The sequence below is a fragment of the Methylobacterium sp. genome (assembly GCF_028290105.1).
Classification (GTDB): Bacteria; Pseudomonadota; Alphaproteobacteria; order Rhizobiales; family Beijerinckiaceae; genus Methylobacterium.
Genome location: NZ_JAQGKL010000200.1, coordinates 1 through 18,131, shown reverse-complemented (window position 1 = coordinate 18,131; position 18,131 = coordinate 1). Strand labels below are relative to the sequence as shown.

At 68.0% G+C, this 18,131-nt stretch carries 16 protein-coding genes; 3 read left to right on the top strand and 13 right to left on the bottom strand.

The features are described 5' to 3' along the window. Window positions 1-19: 19 nt before the first annotated feature. The 3 genes from JWQ05_RS14285 to JWQ05_RS14275 are packed head-to-tail and all read left to right on the top strand — an operon-like array spanning window position 20 to window position 3,485. A complete protein-coding gene (locus JWQ05_RS14285; protein ID WP_299659512.1) occupies window positions 20-802 on the top strand; it encodes a TIGR04290 family methyltransferase in 783 nt (260 codons plus the stop codon). After that, window positions 799-1,704, top strand: a complete 906-nt coding sequence (locus JWQ05_RS14280; protein ID WP_299659443.1) for a beta-xylosidase — start codon at window positions 799-801, stop codon at window positions 1,702-1,704. The genes JWQ05_RS14285 and JWQ05_RS14280 overlap by 4 nt, the downstream gene beginning before the upstream one ends. 14 nt (window positions 1,705-1,718) lie before the next feature. Further along, the gene (locus JWQ05_RS14275; protein ID WP_299659441.1) at window positions 1,719-3,485 is read left to right on the top strand and encodes a hypothetical protein; all 1,767 of its coding nucleotides are present in this window, start codon (window positions 1,719-1,721) and stop codon (window positions 3,483-3,485) included. A gap of 66 nt (window positions 3,486-3,551) precedes the next feature. Here the strand turns inward: JWQ05_RS14275 and JWQ05_RS14270 are convergent, their stop codons facing one another. The 13 genes from JWQ05_RS14270 to JWQ05_RS14210 all read right to left on the bottom strand — a co-directional run. Then, window positions 3,552-4,061, bottom strand: coding sequence for a ferritin-like domain-containing protein (locus tag JWQ05_RS14270; RefSeq protein WP_299659438.1), 510 nt, complete (start codon window positions 4,059-4,061; stop codon window positions 3,552-3,554). Window positions 4,062-4,182: 121 nt separating this feature from the next. Then, on the bottom strand, window positions 4,183-4,392 hold the full coding sequence (locus tag JWQ05_RS14265) for a hypothetical protein (RefSeq protein ID WP_299659435.1): 210 nt from the start codon (window positions 4,390-4,392) through the stop codon (window positions 4,183-4,185). Window positions 4,393-4,455: 63 nt separating this feature from the next. Continuing rightward, entirely contained in the window at window positions 4,456-4,608 is a 153-nt protein-coding gene (locus tag JWQ05_RS14260; protein WP_299659432.1) for a hypothetical protein, read from the bottom strand. Further along, entirely contained in the window at window positions 4,605-5,084 is a 480-nt protein-coding gene (locus tag JWQ05_RS14255; RefSeq protein ID WP_299659429.1) for a DUF2243 domain-containing protein, read from the bottom strand. The genes JWQ05_RS14260 and JWQ05_RS14255 overlap by 4 nt, the downstream gene beginning before the upstream one ends. 8 nt (window positions 5,085-5,092) lie before the next feature. After that, window positions 5,093-7,084: an OPT family oligopeptide transporter gene (locus JWQ05_RS14250; protein ID WP_299659426.1), complete on the bottom strand. Its 1,992-nt coding sequence runs from the start codon at window positions 7,082-7,084 to the stop codon at window positions 5,093-5,095. Window positions 7,085-7,251: 167 nt separating this feature from the next. Beyond that, window positions 7,252-8,817 (bottom strand): efflux transporter outer membrane subunit, encoded by a 1,566-nt coding sequence (locus JWQ05_RS14245; protein ID WP_299659424.1) that lies wholly within the window; start codon window positions 8,815-8,817, stop codon window positions 7,252-7,254. Between the two features lie 110 nt (window positions 8,818-8,927). Further along, window positions 8,928-12,101 carry a CusA/CzcA family heavy metal efflux RND transporter gene (locus JWQ05_RS14240; protein ID WP_299659422.1) on the bottom strand — a complete coding sequence of 1,058 codons (3,174 nt, stop codon included), beginning with the start codon at window positions 12,099-12,101 and terminating at the stop codon, window positions 8,928-8,930. 51 nt (window positions 12,102-12,152) lie between these two features. Then, window positions 12,153-13,436 (bottom strand): efflux RND transporter periplasmic adaptor subunit, encoded by a 1,284-nt coding sequence (locus tag JWQ05_RS14235; RefSeq protein ID WP_299659419.1) that lies wholly within the window; start codon window positions 13,434-13,436, stop codon window positions 12,153-12,155. A gap of 352 nt (window positions 13,437-13,788) precedes the next feature. After that, window positions 13,789-14,115 (bottom strand): multidrug efflux SMR transporter, encoded by a 327-nt coding sequence (locus JWQ05_RS14230; protein ID WP_299659416.1) that lies wholly within the window; start codon window positions 14,113-14,115, stop codon window positions 13,789-13,791. After that, window positions 14,112-15,266: an SDR family oxidoreductase gene (locus tag JWQ05_RS14225; RefSeq protein ID WP_299659413.1), complete on the bottom strand. Its 1,155-nt coding sequence runs from the start codon at window positions 15,264-15,266 to the stop codon at window positions 14,112-14,114. Before JWQ05_RS14225 ends, JWQ05_RS14230 begins: the two co-directional genes overlap by 4 nt. 147 nt (window positions 15,267-15,413) lie before the next feature. Beyond that, window positions 15,414-16,271 carry a MipA/OmpV family protein gene (locus JWQ05_RS14220; RefSeq protein ID WP_299659410.1) on the bottom strand — a complete coding sequence of 286 codons (858 nt, stop codon included), beginning with the start codon at window positions 16,269-16,271 and terminating at the stop codon, window positions 15,414-15,416. A 280-nt stretch (window positions 16,272-16,551) separates the two neighbouring features. Continuing rightward, window positions 16,552-17,550, bottom strand: a complete 999-nt coding sequence (locus JWQ05_RS14215) for a GDP-mannose 4,6-dehydratase (RefSeq protein WP_299659407.1) — start codon at window positions 17,548-17,550, stop codon at window positions 16,552-16,554. Window positions 17,551-17,676: 126 nt separating this feature from the next. After that, window positions 17,677-18,131 (bottom strand): hypothetical protein (locus JWQ05_RS14210; protein WP_299659404.1); only part of this gene is annotated, 455 nt, incomplete at its 5' end.

Here is an 18,131-nt window from a genome sequence, read left to right as displayed (position 1 = left end):
CGAGAAGGCTGCCGGCATGATGAGACCAGACGATCGTGCACGCTTGGAGGCCGAGTCCCTGCGGCGGCAGATCGATGCGCTGGGCCAGTGGTTCCACAACATCAACCTCCAGGGCGTCTGGACCGCGCCGGACCATTTCCTCGGTGACTATCCGGCCGTGAAGTGGCGCGGCTTCAGCGACGCGCTGCCGTCCGACCTGACCGGCAAGAGCGTGCTGGACATCGGTTGCAACGGCGGCTTCTACGCCATCGAGATGAAGCGGCGCGGGGCCGCGCGCGTGCTCGGGCTCGATTCCGACGCCCGGTACCTCGAACAGGCGCGCCTTGCCGCCCGGGTGACAGGGCAGGACATCGAGTTCGCTCAGGGCTCCGTCTACGACGTCGGGGCCTTGGGCGAGCGCTTCGACATCGTCCTGTTCATGGGCGTGCTCTATCACCTGCGGCACCCGCTGCTGGCCCTCGACCTCATCCGCGAGACCGTGGCGAACGACCTCCTCGTCTTCCAGTCGATGCAGCGCGGCTCTGCGGATGTCGCGCCCCTGAAGAGCGACTACGATTTCTTCGAGGCTGCCCCCTTCGACGAGCCCGGCTTTCCGAAACTGCACTTCATCGAGGGGCGCTATTCGGACGATCCCACCAACTGGTGGGTGCCAAACCGGGCCTGCACCGAGGCGATGCTGCGGGCGAGCGGCTTTGCCATCGTGGGACACCCCGAAGCGGAGGTTTATCTCTGCCGCTGCGCGGAGAAACCCGAGCCCGGCTCCGTCTATCCGGCCCAAGCGCCCAGGGAGGTCCGCGCGTGATCGAAGCCGTGATGCTCTGGAACGAGCCGAACAACAAATCCCATTGGGACGCGGAACTCGACCCGGACTGGCACCGCTTCGCCGAGATGGTGAAGCTCGCCGGCCACGCCATCCGGGCCGAGAACCCCGATCTCCCGCGGGTGCTGGGCGGCATCTCGCCGATCGACCCCGGTTTCATCCAGCGGCTGGAGCGAACCGGCGCCCTCGACGCGGTGGATGCCGTCGCGGTCCACGGCTTTCCCCTCGATTGGAACCTGTGGCAGATCCACGAATGGCCGGAGAAGATCGCGGAGATCCGCGCGGTCACGGGCCTGCCGATCTGGGTTTCGGAGGTCGGCATCTCGACCTTCGGCGCCGAGGAGGTCCAACTCTGGGGTGTCGCGCGGACGGCCGAACTGCTCGTTGGACAGGCGCCCCGTATCCATTGGTACAGCCTCTACGACCTGCCGCGCGAATGGGAGGCGACCACTCGCCACCGCGAGGCCGAGGGCTCCTCGTATTACCGGCACTTCCACATGGGCTTGCTGCGGCAGGACGGAACCCCGAAGCTCGCCGCCGAAGCGTTCGCCCGGCACACTCCGGCGCTCGGCCTGTGCCAGTGGTTCCACTACGAGGATCACCGCCTCGACGAAGCGGTCGCCTGGATGAGGCGCCTCGGCGTCACCTATCTGCGCACCGGCCTCTCCTGGGCCGACAGCTTCCGCCCCAACGCCCTCGACTGGTTCGATCGGCAGATGAAGGCGCTGGAGGATTTCGACGTCACGGTGACGTTCTGCTTCACGCCCGAGCATCGCGGCCTCGCCCCCCACCATTCGAGCCCGCCCATCGATCCGAACGAATACGCGGAGTTCTGCGCCGCGATGGTCCGGCGCTACGCACCCGGACGCGTCCTCGGGACCTAGAAAGCGACGACGCGATGCTCGTCTTCGGCAAGATGACCCGGCCCCGAGATCCGCGCGACCTCCTCTCAGACATCGAGTACCTCGTCGCCGAGGCCGCCCGCGCGCCGGCGGACATCCGACGCCACGGGGCCCTCGTCGCGGCCTTCATCGAGGCCGGCGCCCTGCTCCAGGGTCTCGCCGACGCGGATTTTGCCGCACAAGGGTGTGACGCTAACTCGCCGCAGCAGGAGGCCGCGACAGCGCTGCTGCTGACCCTCGGGGGCGCCGTCGACAATTCCTGGCGTGACGGGTTCCGTCGCGAGGTTCCAGACCTTGAGCGAGACCTCGCGGCATTCACCGCGCTGCCGCTTCCGGCCGAAGTCGCGACGCGCTGGCCGGAGGGCTTTTCGTACTATGCCCTATATCCGGAGGCCTATGCGGTGGCCGCGCGCCGGGCGGGGCTCGGCCCGGGCACGCAGGTCATCGGCCTGCGCAGCATCGGCGCGCCGCTCGCCGCGATGGTGGCCGCCGGTCTCGGAAGTGATCGGCTCACCACGGTTCGCCCCATCGGGCACCCGTTCAGACGGACCCTGTCCGTCTCCGAAGACACGGGTGCGAGGCTACACGAAACCGGCGCGGCCATTGCGGTGGTCGATGAAGGGCCGGGCCTGTCCGGCAGCTCCTTCGGCGGCACCCTCGACGCCCTGCAGGACCTCGGCGTGCCCGAGCCACGCATCACTCTCTTTCCGAGCCACGATGGCCCACCGGGACCCAAAGCCTCGGAGGCGCGCCGTGCCCGTTGGGGCCGCATCCCGCGCCATCTCGTATCCTTCGACGAACTGATGCTGCACCCGGAGCGGCCGGAGCACGCGATCGGCGCCTGGTTCGTTGACCTCGTCGGCAGGGCGGAGGGACCGCTGGAGACCATTTCCGGCGGGGAATGGCGCCGGCATCTCTATCTCGACGAGGCCGCATGGCCGCCGGTGAACGCCTGGCAGGAACGGCGCAAGTTCCTGCTCCGCGCGCGCGGACGGACTTGGCACCTGAAATTCGCCGGCCTCGGCGCGGGGGCTGCGCGCAAAGCCGAGCGGGCCGGGATTCTATCCGAGGCGGAGTTCACGCCTGTGTGCCTGGGGCTGCGCCACGGTTTCCTCCTGGAGCATTGGCACGCCGATGCGCAGCCTCTCGCCGCGGATCGAGCCGAGAATATCCGCTGGATCGACACCCTGGGGCGCTATCTCGGCTTTCGCGCCCGTCATTTCCCCGCCACCGGAAATGCCGGGGCGCATCTGGATGAACTCCTCGCAATGGCGCGGCACAATGTCGGCGAGGCGCTGGGACAGGACTGGGTCAGACCCCTCGACATCTGGACGCCGGACGCCGTCGCGGCGCTCGGCGCGGTCGTCCGGCCCGTCGAGACCGACAACCGGATGCAGCCCTGGAAATGGCTGTCCCTGCCGGACGGCCGGCTCCTCAAGAGTGACTCCCTCGACCACCATGCCGGCCACGACCTCGTCGGATGCCAGGACATCGCCTGGGATATCGTGGGCGCCGTGCAGGAATTCGGCTTCGAAGCGGACGCGCAGGCAAAGCTCACCGCGATCGTGGAGGAGATCTGCGAGCGGCGCATCGACCCGCGCCTGATCGCATTCCTGACCCCGTGCTACCTCGCCTTTCAGGTCGGCGCCCTCATCCTGGCGCTCGAAGCGACCTCGGACGCCGCCGAACGTCAGCGTCTACAGGTCTGGCGCGACCGCCAGACGGCGCGGCTTTGCAGGTCACTGGACGGCGCTCGCGCCTGACGCAACAACATCGGGCGGCGCACGCAGGCGCCGCCCTCTCAAGTGTTATCGATCGATGACGCTCGTTTAGCGGTCGGCCTTCTCGCCCGCGGCGGTCAGTTCGACGTAGCGCAGGGTGGTCGGCCGGATGAGCTCGCGCACCGTGCGCGCCATTGCCTCTTCCTCGCGCAGGGATTGCTGGAAGCCCGTCAGCGCCGTCTGCTGGCCGGCGGCCTCGCCGATGGCGATCAGCGACTCGTAGGCCGCGATCTCGAAGTTCTCGAAGGCGTGATTCGCATAAGTGTTCTTCAGGATCTCGTCCTGGGCGGGCGTGTGCCCGAGCGCCATCATGTTGCCGACGAAGCCGAGCACGCCTTCCTTGATGGCCGAGGGGCTCTCGGAGAGGGTGTGCAGGGCCTCCTCGATCCGGGTGCGCTGGCCGTGGGTCTCCTCGATGTGCCGGCGCAGGGCGGCCTCCATCTCGGGGTAGCGCTGCAGGCGCTCGACCTGGCGTTCCATGATCTGGAGCGCCTGCATTTCGAGTGCATGCGTGTTCTTGAGGGCCGTCACATAGATGTCGCGCGTATCGGTAGCCACGTTGAAGCTCTCCTGATCGGTCGCGAATGCATTCGCTTTCGTGACGAGAAGAACTCCGGGGTGGCTCCTGTTCCGCGCCGCCTATGGGTCACTGTCCGTGTCGCCGTCAGGATTACCGGTATCAATCCGGGGCTCCGGCCTTCAGGCGTTCGAGTTCGGCTTCGGCAGCGAGGGCGCGGGCCTTCCAGGTATCGCGCTCGGCCTGCGCGTCCCGCGCGGCGATCTCGGCGCGCTTCGCCAGGTTCGCCTGGGTCGCGGCCAGGGCCTGCGCCCGTTCGCGGGCGCGGGTTTCGCCCGCCATCTGCACCTTGAGGTCGCGGGGCGTGGCCATCGCGGCAATCCTTGGCTTCGTTTCGGTCCCGTGCCTTCCCGCGCCCCGTCGCCAGGGTCAAGCTCAGCCGCCGAGGCAGCGCAGGGTGAGGAGATCGTCGAGGCCCAGGGACCGCTCGGCGAGGAGGGGCCACCAGACGGGCATCGTCGCGAGGACGAGCCCCGCCGCCAAGGCGAGCCAGGGCATGGCGACGCGCACGGCCGGAGCGCGGGTCATGGGCGAGCGCGGCGCACGAGGATGAAGCCTGCGATCAGCATGGCGAGGCCCCAGGCCAGGAAGCCGAGGTCCCAGGCGAGCCACTGCCCACGGGGCACCCGCTCGTTGACGTGGTGAGCGCCGAGGATCTGATGGTCGATGAGCCCTTCGATGGTGTTGAACAGCCCCCAGCCCATCAGCAGGGTTCCGGCGAGCAGGCGGTTGGACCAGCGCAGGTGGCGCCGATGGGCGCTGCGCCAGAGCAGGAACAGCCCGACGACCACGAAGACGTAGGTGGCGCTGTGGAAGACCCCATCCCAGAAGGTGTTGCGCTCTAGGTTCTCGATCGAGGTGATCGGATACCAGCTGCTCACCATGTGGTGCCATTGCAGCATCTGGTGCAGCACGATGCCGTCGAAGAACCCGCCGAGGCCAAGGCCGAACAGCAGGCCGACGGCGAGGGGAAAGCGGGGCGCATCCCCGGGCGTGGTAGCCATGTCGGGCCTCATGGGGGAGGGGAATCCGCAACCGGCGCGCGGGACACCAAGCGATAGAAGCCGAGGGCGATGCCGACGAACACCACGGCGCCGAGGCCGGAGGCCATGGGCGCGAAATCCGATCCGACGAGCACGAGGGACGAACCCCGGCCCGCGAGCGTATCGGAGGCGGCGAGCAGCACGCCGACGATGCTCTCTCCGACGAGAAATCCCGACGCGATCAGAACGCCCCGACGCCGGGCCGCCGGCTCGGCGTCGTCGGGTCGCGCGGAGGCGCCGAGGCGACGCTGCGCCAGCCATCCGATGACGCCGCCGATGGCGATGGTCACCACGACTTCGAGGGGCAGGTAGATCCCGATCCCCACCGTCAGGGCGGGAAACGACAGCCCCCGCCGGCGGAGGACGGTCTCCACGGCGACGAAGACGACGCCGAGGCCGGCACCGATCAGCACCATCGTCCAGGGCAGTTCGCCGTGAACGATGCCGCTCGCGATCTGCGTCATCAGCGTGGCCTGGGGCGCGGGCAGGGCGTTGGCCGCATCCATGCCGGCCCGGGGGAGCGAACCGGCAAAGCCGTAGGCCTGGTAGAGCAGGGAGAGGAGCGGCGCGATGACCAGGGCGCCGACGGTGACGCCGGCGATGAGCGCGACCTGCTGGCGCCAGGGCGTGGCATCGACGAGCTGGCCCGTCTTCAAGTCCTGCAGATTGTCGTTGGCGATGGACGCCATGGTGACGATCACCGATGCCAGGAGGAGCGCGAGGCCGATGACGAAGCGGTCGCCTTCCGGTCCCGCCTTGGCCCCGATGAGCAGCGGAATCAGCAGCGCGGTGAGCAGGGTGGTGAGGATGCCGATGCCGGAGATCGGACTGCTCGACGACCCGAGAAGGCCCGCGAGGTAGCCGCAGGCCGCCGCCATCAGGAACCCGAACGCGACCGCGAACAGGGTCGCGGCCGTGACGAGGAGCACGGAGCGGTCGCCGAGACCCGCCTCCAAGGCGAAGACCCAGAACAGGCCGGCGAGCAGGAGTGCCAGGACGCAGGCCGCGGCCGCCACCCAGGTGATCGGGAGGTCGCGCTCCTGCCTGGGGATGCCGGACCCAGTCCCGCCCCTGCGCGCGGCGGCGAGGGCGGTGCGGATGCTGCCGGTGATGGAGCGGGCGAGGCTCGCCACGGTCCAGATGGCGCCCACAGCGATGATGCCGGCTCCGATCAGGCGCACCTGGCTCGACCAGACCGCCAGCGCCGCAGCGTCGGGCACTTGGCCGGACGGGGTCCCGAGGGCAGTGAGGATCGGGACGGCCGCCCCCCACGCGATGGCGACGCCGGTGAGCAGCGCCAGGCCGGCGCCGAGGCCGACGAGGTAGCCGACGCCAACGAGGGCGAGGGAGAAGCCGGTGCCGAAGCGGAACAGGGCCGGGCCCGCCGCCAGGGTGGTGTGTACCCCCTCGGCGAGCACCCGTAAGCCGGAGGTGGCGAGGCCGACAAGGCCGGCCAGCGCCGCGGCACCGAGGAGCGGGCGCAGGCCGCCCCGCTCGGTACCGTCCGGCGAGACCTCACCCGCATGCAGCACCTCCGCCGCCGCCGTGCCCTCCGGAAAGGGCAGGCCCGAGCCGAGCACGAGGGCGCGGCGCAGCGGAATGGAATAGGCGATCCCCAGGAGCCCGCCGATCAGGCAGAGCCCGGTGGTCTGCCAATACGGAAAATCGGCCCAGTGCCCGATCAGCACGAGGCCCGGCAGCACCAGGATGACGTTGCACAGGGTGCCGGCCGCCGAGGCCTGCGTCTGGACGATGTTGTTTTCGAAGATGTTGCTGTGCCCGGCGAGGCGCAGGACGCCCATCGACAGCATCGCGGCCGGGATCGAGGTCGAGAAGGTCACCCCGGTCTTCAGGCCCATGTAGAGATTGGCCGTCATGAACACGACGGTGATCACGGCCCCGAGCAGGAGCCCGCGCAGGGTCAGCTCGGCCCCATGCGACGCGGTGGAAGGTGGGCTCACCGCGAGGCGCGATCGAGCCGATGCATGAGACGATAACCCGATCGTGCGTAACCCGCTGCGTAGCGCGGTCGAGGAACCGCGACGCCATGGTGCGAAACACCGCCGGGAAGCGAAACCACATAGGTTATCGCTCGAATGTCGAGGTAGCCTGCCCGGACGTTCCGGCGCTACAGGAACTTCGCCGGATCCGAACTCGGGGGGGCCGGTTTCACGTCGGACCGGTTCCACCAGCCCCCGCCGAGCGCCTGGAAGAGGGCGGCGGTGTCGGCATATTGGTTGGCCCGTGCGCCGGCCGAGGTGACCAGGGCCGAGAGGTAGGATTGCTGGGCGATCAGCACCTGCGTGCTGTTGATGGCGCCCGCCGTGTATTGCTTCCGGATCAGGCCGAGGCTCTCGCCCGTTGCCCGTTCGGCGGCCGAGGCGGCCGCCACGGCGTTGGCGTCGGACTGGAGCGCGCGCAGGGTGTCGGCGACGTTCTGGAAGGCGCCGATCACGACAGCGCGGTACTGCGCCTGGGCCTGGTTGAGCGTCTCCTCCGCCGCGCGCTGGCGCCGGAACAGGGTCCCGGCATCGAAGATCGGCTGGGCGACGGTGCCGACGATTCCGTAGAACGAGGCGGCGGAGGTGGCGAGTTGCGCGATTCGAACCGCGCTGGCGCCGCCATTGGCGGTGATGTTGAACTGCGGCAATCGGTTGGCGACCGCGACGCCGACGGCGGCACTCGCCTGCTGCACGTTCGCCTCGGCGGCCTTCACGTCCGGGCGCTGCTGCACGAGGCGGGAGGGCAGGCTCACCGGCAGTTTGGTCGGCAGGCGCAGGGAAGCCAGGGTGAAGGTCTGGGAGACCTCTTCGCTGGGCAGCCGGCCGACCAGGGCGGTCAGCAGGTTTCGCTGCTGGGCGAGCTGCTTTTCGAGGGGCGGCAGCAGCTGCATCGAGACCGAGAGGGCGGCCTGCTGCACGACGACGTCGGCTCCGGCGATCTGCCCGAGCGAGAGCTGCTTGTTGTAAAGGTTGAGGACGTCGGTCTGGGCCTGGATCACCTTGCGCGTCGCGTCGATCTGAGCGCGCAGGGACGCTTCCTGGATCGCTGCCAAGACGACGTTCGACGTCAGCGTGAGGTAGGTCGCCTCCAGCTGGAACCGCTGGTTTTCGGCCTGCGCCTCTAGCGACTCGATCTCGCGCCGGTTGCCGCCGAACACGTCGGGGGTGAACGAGACCGTCACCTGCGGGGTGTAGAGGCTGTAGAATAGCTTGTTGGGGTCGGCGAGGGGACTCTGCAGCGCGCCGCCGGGCACCTTCTGGCGAGAGCCGAGACCGTTCCCGGTGACGACCGGGAACAGGGTTCCACGCTGCGCCTCGACGTTCTCCTGCGCGATCCGCAGCGCGGCCTGCGCAGCGTCGAGGTTAGGATTGTTGGCGAGCGCTTCGGTCACGAGCCGGTTGAGGGCCGGTGAGCGGAACAGGGTCCACCACTGGCCGGGCACGTCGGCGCCGGAGACGAAGCTCTGGTCCGCCGAGCCGCCATGGACCGTCCGGATGGTGTCGGCGGCGCTCGGGTTGCGCAGCGGCTCGCTGGTGTAGCGACCGACCGGGGGATCGGCAGGCGGCACGAAGTCCGGCCCGACCATGCAGCCGCCGAGCGCGCCGATCGTCACGATGAGCAGGCCGGTGCTGATCCGGCGCGGCGAAGGCGTCCGGCTGCCTGAAGCCTTATTGGGGTAGGATGACGCCATCGTGTCGGAGAATCCTGTCGCCGTCCGGGGCCGTAGAGGCGCCGGGTCGTCCAGCGAGTCAATCTGGAAGGCCGGTCGCGCGTGAGGCTTGCCTCGAATGTGAGCGCCGTTCATGCCGGTTCGGTCCGGGCGGCGTAAGTGGTGGCGTGAGCGGCGGGACGCGCTCCGTTCGTGGCGGGCGGCTGCCGGCGCGAGAACAGCGCGATCAGGATCGGCACCACCACCAGGATGAGGTTCGGAGCGAGCATGATGCCGCCCACCACCACGAGGGCGAGGGGCTTCTGGACTTGCGAGCCGATGCCCGTGGAGACCGCCGCCGGCAGCAGGCCGACGCAGGCCGCGACACAAGTCATCATCACCGGCCGCATGCGGACGTTGGCGGCGTGCCAGACCGCCTCCGTGCGCGCCCAGCCCTCGTCGATGAGTTGGTTGTAGTAGGAGAGCAGGATCACGCCCTCCATCGTGGAGATGCCGAACAACGCGATGAAGCCGATCGCCGCCGAGATCGAAAACGGCGTCAGGGTGAGGAACAGCGCGAAGATGCCGCCGATCATCGCCATCGGGATCACGCTCAGCGTCAGCACCATGTCGGTGACCGAGTTGAAGTTCACGTAGAGCAGCAGCGCGATCAGCGCGATCGTCACCGGCACCACGATGGTCAGGCGCTGCACCGCGTCCTGCAGGTTGGTGAACTGCCCGACCCATTCGAGGTGGAACCCAGCGGGGAGCGTCACCTCCTGGGCGATCCGGGCCTGCGCGTCGAGCACCGCGCCGCCGAGGTCGCGTCCGCGCACCGAGAACTTGACCGGAATGTAGCGCTCCTGGTTCTCGCGGTAGATGAAGGCGGCGCCCGAGACGAGCTCCACCGTGGCGATCTCGGAGAGCGGCACCTGGATCACGCCGCCGGCGGGGTTAGCCGCCCCGACGGTGATGTTACGGATCGTCTCCAGGCTACGGCGGTATTGCGGCGCGAGGCGCACCCGCATGGGGAAATGCCGGTCCGAGCCGTACTCGTAGAGATCGCCCGCCGTCTGCCCGCCGATCGCCGCCTGAACGGTGGTGTTCACGTCGCCGGGTGCGAGGCCGTAGCGGGCGGCCTTGCGGCGGTCGATGTCGATGCGCACCGTCGGCTGCCCCAGAGAGGCGAACACCGCGAGATCCGCGATGCCGGGCACCTTCGACAGGGTCGCCTTGATCGCCTCCGCCGTCCGGGTCAGCTCGTTGAGGTCGTTGCCGTAGATCTTGACCGAGTTCTCGCCCTTCACGCCGGAGGCCGCCTCCTGGACGTTGTCCTCGATGTATTGCGAGAAGTTGAACTCGATGCCGGGGAAGGCCTCGTCGAGCTTGGCCGAGAGGTCCCGCACCAGCGCCTCCTTGTCGAGGCCCTTGCGCCAGGTGTCGAAGGGCTTGAGCGGCGCCAGGATCTCGACGTTGAAGAAGCCCGTGGCATCGGTGCCGTCATCCGGGCGGCCCTGGTGCGAAAGAACCGTGATCACCTCCGGCACCTCGGCGATGATCCCGCGCAGGCGCTCCACGTAGGCGTTGCCCGCCTCAAGTGAGATCGAGGCCGGCATGGTCCCGCGGATGTAGAGGTTGCCCTCCTCGAGCTTGGGCAGGAATTCGAGGCCCAGCGTCCGCGCGGCGATGGCCGAGGCGCCGAGCAGGGCGACCAGCACGAGGAGCGACAGCACTTTATTGCGCAGGCCGAAACGCAGGATCAGTACGTGGCCGAAGCGGAGCAGGCGCACGATCAGGGTGTCGCGCTCCTCGACATGCCTGGGCAGGATCAGCGCGGAGAGGGCAGGCGAAACCGTGAAGGTCGCGATGAGCCCACCCAGCAGTGCGTAGGCGTAGGTCTTGGCCATCGGCCCGAAGATGTGGCCCTCGACGCCGGTGAGCGTGAACAGCGGCAGGAAGCCCACGATGATGATCGTGGCCGAGAAGAAGATGGCCCGGTTCACCTCCGCCCCCGCGAGCGCGATGGTGCCGAGACGCCCCGTCAGGCCGCCTGGCAGCTCCCGGCCCTCGCCGTGCTCGGGTTCGGCGAGGTGCCGGAAGACGTTCTCCACCATGATGACGGTGGCGTCGACGATGAGGCCGAAATCGATGGCGCCGAGCGACAGGAGGTTGGCCGAATCGCCGCGCAGGACCAGGATGAGGATGGCAAAGCCAAGGGCGAAGGGAATGGTCGCCGCCACGATGATGGCGCTGCGTAGCGACCCCAAGAACAGCCATTGAACCACGAAGACCAGCACCACGCCGAAGACGAGGTTGTGCATCACCGTGTGCGTGGTGGTGTGGATGAGCCCACTGCGGTCGTAGATGCGCTCGACCTTCACGTCCGGGGGCAGGATGCCGCTGGCGTTGATTTTGTCGATCTCGGCGTTGATCAGGCCCAAGGTCGGCAGGCTCGCTCCGTCGCGGCTCATCAGGACGATGCCCTCGACGATGTCGTTGTCGCCGTCATGGCCGACGATGCCGAGGCGCGGCGCGTTCGAGACCCGTACCTCGGCCACGTCGCGCACGAGTACGGGCACGCCGCCGACCTGGGTCAGCATCGTGTCGCGGATGTCGTCCATGTCGCGGATGAGGCCGATGCCGCGCACCACGGCCGATTGCTCGCCGACGTTCAGGGTCTGGCCGCCGACATTGATGCTCGAATTGTTGAGCGCCGTGACGAGCTGGACCAGCGTCAGCCCCTGCGCCTGGAGCCGGGTCAGATCGACCGCGATCTCGTATTCCTTGGTCCGGCCGCCGAACGCCGTCACGTCGACGACGCCGGGGATCGCCTTGAAGCGGCGCTGCAGCACCCAGTCTTGGAGAGTCTTCAGGTCGGTGGACGAATAGCCCTTCGGACCCGTCACCTTGTAACGCATGATCTCACCGACCGGACTCGTCGGCGAGATCTGCGGCTGTGCACCGTTGGGCAGTGGTGGCAGCTGCGACAGGCGGTTGAGCACCCGCTGCAGGGCCTCCTGGTAGGTGAAGGCGTAGCTGAACTGGACCTTCACGTCGGAGAGACCGAACAGCGAGATCGTGCGCACCACGGTGGCGTTGGGGATGCCGGCGAGCTGCACCTCCAGGGGAATGGTGATGTAGCGTTCGATCTCGTCCGCCGATTGCCCCGGGTTCTGCGTGATGACGTCGACCAGCGGCGGCACCGGATCGGGATAGGCCTCGATGTTGAGCTGCGTGTAGCTCGCGTAGCCCAGCGCCAGCATCACCACGAACAGCAGGAACACCAGCACGCGCTGGCGCAGGGCGAAGACGATCAGGCTGTTCATCGGGGACGTTCTCGGCCTCGGGCCTTACGGGGTGTGTGGCGAGCGGCGGTGTCAGGACGCCTTGTCGCCGCTCGTGGCCCGATCCATGAAGACGGCGCCCCGGGTGACGATCGCCTCGCCGGCGGAGACGCCCTCCGTCACCTGCGCCAAGCCTCCGGTGATCAGGCCGAGCTTGACGTCGCGGGCCTCGATGGCGCCGTCGGGCCGCGCGATCCAGACATGCGCCCGCGCGCCCTCGTAGACGATGGCGGCGACCGGCACCGCCGGTGCCGATTGCCCCGGGCCCGTGACGATCGTGAAGGCCGCGAACATCTCCGGCTTGAGGACGCGGTCCGGATTCTCGACTTCGCTGCGGACGGCCAGACGCCGGGTGGCCGGGTCGAGGCTGGCGGACAGGTAGTCGACCCGAGCCTTGAAGACCCGGTCGCCGAAACCCGCCACCGTCGCCTCGACCTCCTGGCCGATCCGGATCTTGGGGATCTCGCTCTCGCGCACGTTGGCCACCAGCCAGACCGTCGAGAGGTCGCCGATCACGAAGACCGGATCGCTCGAGGTGGAGAGGTATTGCCCGAGGCCGACCTTGCGCTGGACGATGGTGCCTGAGATCGGAGCGCGGATCTGGGTCTCCGCGCTCATGGTGCCCTTCTTCTCGAAAGCCGCGATCTCCGCGTCGGTCTTGCCGAGAAGACGCAGGCGGTTCTTCACGGCCTCCAAGCTCGCCTCGGCGGACCGCAGGTCGCTCTGGGCGCCGATCACGTCGTTCTGCGCGGCCTGATAATCCTTCAGCGCGACCGCCTTGGCCTGGAACAGCTCCTGCTGGCGTGCCGCGATGGTCTGGTCGAGCTTCAGCAGCGCACTTGCCTTGGCAATGGTGTTCTGAGCGGTCTGGTAGTCGTTCTGGGCCTGGACCATGTCCGTGGCCTCCAGGGTGAGAAGGACATCACCGGCCTTCACCTCGTCGCCGGCGCGCACCAGCACCTTCGTCACCCGCCCCGCATACGGAGACGTGACCGGCACGTTGTCGTCGTCGTTGAGGGCGATGCGGCCCTCAGCCGTGCCCTCGGGGCGAAAGACGACCGTCTTCACGGGCACGATGTCGAGGGTGGCTCGCTGTACCGGACTCGGCCGGAAGACGCGCGAGACCGTGGCATCCCGCCCGGCGCCACCCTCGATGTCGCCGGTCTCGGGCGCGAGGAAGCGTTCGCGGATCGATGCGCTCGCCCAGGTGACGAGCCCGACGATCGGGCCCGGCCAAATGCTCGCAGCCGCGATCACGCAGACCAGGAGACCGAGCGGGAGGATGAGGGTCGCAAGCGTGCGCTGTGTCCCGGTCATGAAATGCGATCGTGCTTTCAGTTTGGTCTTAAGGCACCGGGGCGGAGGCGCGTTCTTCGATCACGTGCCGTATGCTGCGGAAGCGTGACTTTCGAAGCAGGAGACACGCAGCACGCGGAAACAATCCGAAATAAAGCGGCGACCGTTGTTGCTGCGACCATCTGGAACGTCGCGTGATTCGGTCCCTAATCTCCAAGCGGAGCCGTTTCGTGTCTGTGTGACCCCATTCATGGCAAAATTCGGGGCGCTCTTCGGACGCGACCGCCGTGTCCGCCCGGATTCCGGCTCAGCTATGAGTTCTGCGAGCGTCCGAAAGGCGTCGCAGATCGTCACGATCAGGAGATCGGACCCGTCAGTGGCTCGCCTGCGCCGAGGCCAGGATGGTGACGCCGAGGGCGATGACGCCGATGCCGGCGATCATGGTCGGGCTGATCGGCTCGTCGAACAGGAACGCGCCGCCCAGTGCCGCGCCGACCATGCCGACGCCGGCCCAGATCGCGTAGACGACGCCGATCGGCAGCATGTCCATGCTGGAGGACATCAGCCAGAGAGCGCTGCCGTAGCCGAGGGCGACCAAGATGGTCGGCCCCGGCCGGGTCAGGCCGTCGGCGGCCTTGAGAGCTAGGGTCGCGGTGATCTCGGCGCCGATGGCCAGGGAGAGGATGAGGAAGGAGTTCATGCGCGGGCCGTCAGCGCCACCGAGACGCTCGGCGCGGGTGGCGTGAACATCTCGAGATCGTCGGCGAACTGATCGACGATCTCCCCCGAATTGGCGAGGCAGGCCGGCAGATAGTCCGGCAACGACGGCGGCGGCGCGAACCCCTCCGACAGGAGCCGAGTGTTGTCGAAGCTGAGGTCGAGGGCGCAGAACGCGTAATAGGCTCGCGTGGCACGCAGCATCGCCTGCTTCAACGAACCGTCGAGACCGAAGACCTGCGCGAAGCGGGTGCGCAGGGTCGCGCGGTCGGCGAGATCGAAGCGGGTGAATTCCCGAATGCCGTCGCTGGGCTCGGCTGCCTCGAAGGCCTGCATCAGGTCGCCCCACGAGGTGCTCGCCGATGCGCCGCCCGAGACGTGGTAGAGGCGATGCGCCAAGTGTGGCTTGAACAGGAGCCCGTGCAGGGTCGCGGCGACCCAGTCCGAGGGCACGATGTCCACCGAGCTCTCGGGGGCGCAGGGCAGCATGCGCAGGCGATCGGCGGCCCGGACCACCCAGAGGATGCTCGAACTCGGGGCGGCTCCCAGGGTCGAATGCCCCACCACGATCGAGGGCCGCGCGACCACGATGGGCAGGTCGCAGAAGTGCTCGGCCAGCGAGGTTTCGGCTGCGGCCTTCGACACCGTGTAGGCCACCAGATGCTGGGCATCGTCCGCCGGGTAGGCGGCTTCCTGGACATGACGGGGCGCCTTGGCGCCGCAGATCATCGCGGTTCCGACGTGCAGGAAGCGCTGGAGCCCCGGCATGGCGCGTGCGCGCCGGGCGAGGGCCAGGGTGCCGTCGTGATTGGTCCGGTTCACCCGCTCGTCGCCCCACCACGAGGTGTCGGCGGCGAGATGGAGGATGTGCGTCACGCCGTCGAGGCGCGGGTCCATGTCGAGGTCGGCGCGGGTGAAGTCCCCGGGGACGATCTCGACCTTGCGGGCCAGGCGCTGCGCGGTGAACGGGTCGGTGAAGCGTCCCAGCCGGGCGGCGACGCGTTGGCGTCCCTGCTCGATGCTGGTGCAGCGGACGAGGCAGACCCACTCGGCCGCGTCTTCGCGCTCCAAAGCGTGGTGCAGCACGGCTCCGCCGATGAGTCCGGTCGCGCCGGTGAGCAATACCCGTTTCAAATGACGCCCCCTCGTTTGGAGGCGGTGTGCCAGATAAATTCAGAAATAATCCCGGCGAAAACTACGGAAAATGGGATTGATTTGATGTGTTACAAATATGCATCGTTCAATCACGCAGTTGTGTTCCGCCGTACGGAAATGTGAACGTCAGGGCATCCGGTGGAATGAATAGATCGCACCGACCCCCACCGAGATCTGATCGACCGATCCGAACCGCCGCGCGATCGGGCTTCGGGCGGCCTCGAACACGAGCCGGTCGTAGCGGCTGTAGACGAGGGTCTGCCAACGTTCTGACCAGTCATAGGCCAGGGCTCCCCCGAGTCCGCCCGAACGCAGACCGCCCTTCGGCTCATAGGGTCTCAGGCCGCGCGCGCTCTCCGGAACGCCGAAATCGAGCCGCTCGGATGCGGCGTCGGCCAGGACGAGGCGTGGACCGCCGCTGAGCGTGAAGCGACCGAATCGGCCGATCGCGTCGCCCGCGAGCTTGATCAGAATACCGTCGTGCGCCCGTATGCCTTGCGTGACTTCGGTGCGCAGCCGCAGCGTGTCCTCGGCGAACCAGAGTTCACCGAAGAGACCCAGCCCGACGCTCAGCGGGATCACGGGCAGGCCCGGAAGATGCTGCGTGTCCCTGATGGAACGCCCGTCCCTTAGGTCGAGCACGGGCCCGACACGCAACGGCCCTTGGCCAATGAGGTCGGCATCGAGGCCATCGTCGGGCGACCACCATTCGGCAACGTCGTCGGCACGGCGAAAGGACAGGTAGGGCAGGCCCCAGAGCGAAGCCCGACGGGCTCCCTGGAAACGTGGACCCGTCCCCGCCAGGGCGCCGACCGAGAACACGGTTCCGGGCTCGAACAGCGCCGCGAGATCGTCGGGCTGGGCGCTCGCCCGCGAGACGCCGCCACCGAACAGCACCAGGATCGCAAGGGCGCAGCGCCGGCACAGCGGGCCTTGCGCCATCGACGCCCCCGCTCGCATGGCACCGGGCTTGAGCGCCTTCATCGATCCGTCGCCTTCGGGTCCGGGTCCGGTTCGTCCTCGACCCGGCGGCCATCGCCTCATCCGGAACGACACGCGCCCGCGAGAGTCAATCGATGAATTCCGTCCTTCCGGATCCGAAGCGCGGTTGCGCCGAGGACATACGCCGCAAGCTGACGCATTCGTGTCTGCTGTGTCCGATTCCCTGCGCCTTCTGCCGAGCCGAGCGCGCTCGACCAGAGCGGCCGCTCACGCCATCCGGCTGGCGGATCACATCTCGCGATAGAGCGGAGGCGGATCGAGATCAGGTGACGTAGCGGTCGGTGGCGTAGAAGCCGCGATTGGAGCGCACGAAGTCGATCATCCGGCAGAGGCCGTCGTCGATGCTGACGCGGGGCGTCCAGCCAAGGCTGCGGCGGGCCAGACCATTGTCGGAGATCAGTTTCAGCACCTCGCTCTGCTCCGGCCGCAGGCGCTGGGCTTCCGTGACGATGGGCTTGTCGACACCCATGAGGGCGAGGATGCGGCTGGCGAACCAGCCCACCGAATAGGTCTCGCCGGTCCCGAGATTGATCGTCGTTCCCTCGATGCCCGGCTCGGAGCCGGCCGCGAGGAAGCCCGCCACCGTGTCGGAGACGTAGGTCATGTCGCGCTCCGGGGTCAGCGAACCGAGGCGGACTTCGTCGCGCGCGAAGGCCTGCGAGATGATCGTCGGAATGAAGGCGCGCGCGGACTGGCGGGGACCGTAGGTGTTGAAGGGGCGCAAGGTCACCACCGGCAGGTCGAAGGAGCGATGATAGCTCTCGGCCAGTTTGTCGGCGGCGATCTTCGAAGCGGAGTAGGGCGATTGCCCCTGGAGCGGATGGGTCTCGTCGATGGACGCGCGCAGGGCCGTGCCGTAGACCTCCGAGGTGCTGGTATGGACGATGCGGCCCACCGCGCTACGACGCCCGGCCTGCAGCACGTTCAGCGTGCCCTCGATATTGGCGCGCACGTAGCTGCGTGGGGCCTCGTAGGAATACGGAATCGCGATCAAGGCACCGAGATGCAGGACGACGTCTTGCCCCTCGAGTGTCTGGTAGATGAAGTCGCTGTCCTCGATATTGCCGAAGGCGATCGTCATCGCCCCGCGCACCTCGGGGTCGAGGAAGTCGAGATTGCCGACCCGTGCACCCGAATTGTACCGCACGATCGCGGTGACCTCGGCGCCAGCCCGGACGAGGGCATCGACGAGGTGGCTGCCAATGAAACCACCGGCGCCTGTCACGGCGACACGCTTGGCCTGCCACGTATTTCCGTCCATCACCTGCCCCCTGATGCTATTTACAAGCAAATTTCGGATCAATACACATGATGTTCAGGTCCGGCGCAATCGATACAAAGGGATTAGATAGTCGTCGGATGCCGGCATTGCTGGCCCATCGCCGCCTCAAGGCTCGACAATGGCGACAGGCTCGCGCCTGATCTTGTCGAGCAGGATCTGCGCGACGTAGGGGCGGTGCCCGAGCGCCCGCTCGCGGGCATAGATCTCGCGGATCGTGGCCGCGTCCTCAGGGTCCCAATAGTCGAGGCTGAGAATCGGGACGGGGGGAGAGGCGTCGCGCAGCGGCTGCAGCGCCTGCTGGTGCTGCTCGCGCTCGGCGGCCTCGATCCAGCGATAGCCGCTCGCCTGCGCGTCGTAGGTGGTGAGCAGGCTCTCCGCGACGACCCCGTCCACCGCGTCGTTGAGATCCGGCAGGAGAGCGTAGCCGCGATTCATCAGCAGCATGCGGCTCGGATAGCGTTGCCGGATCGTGCGCACGAGATCGATGGCAGCGAGCCGCATGCCCGCAAAGCGCTCCGGATCCGTCAGTTCGAGGTGAGGCGGCGTGTCGAGCGTGTCGA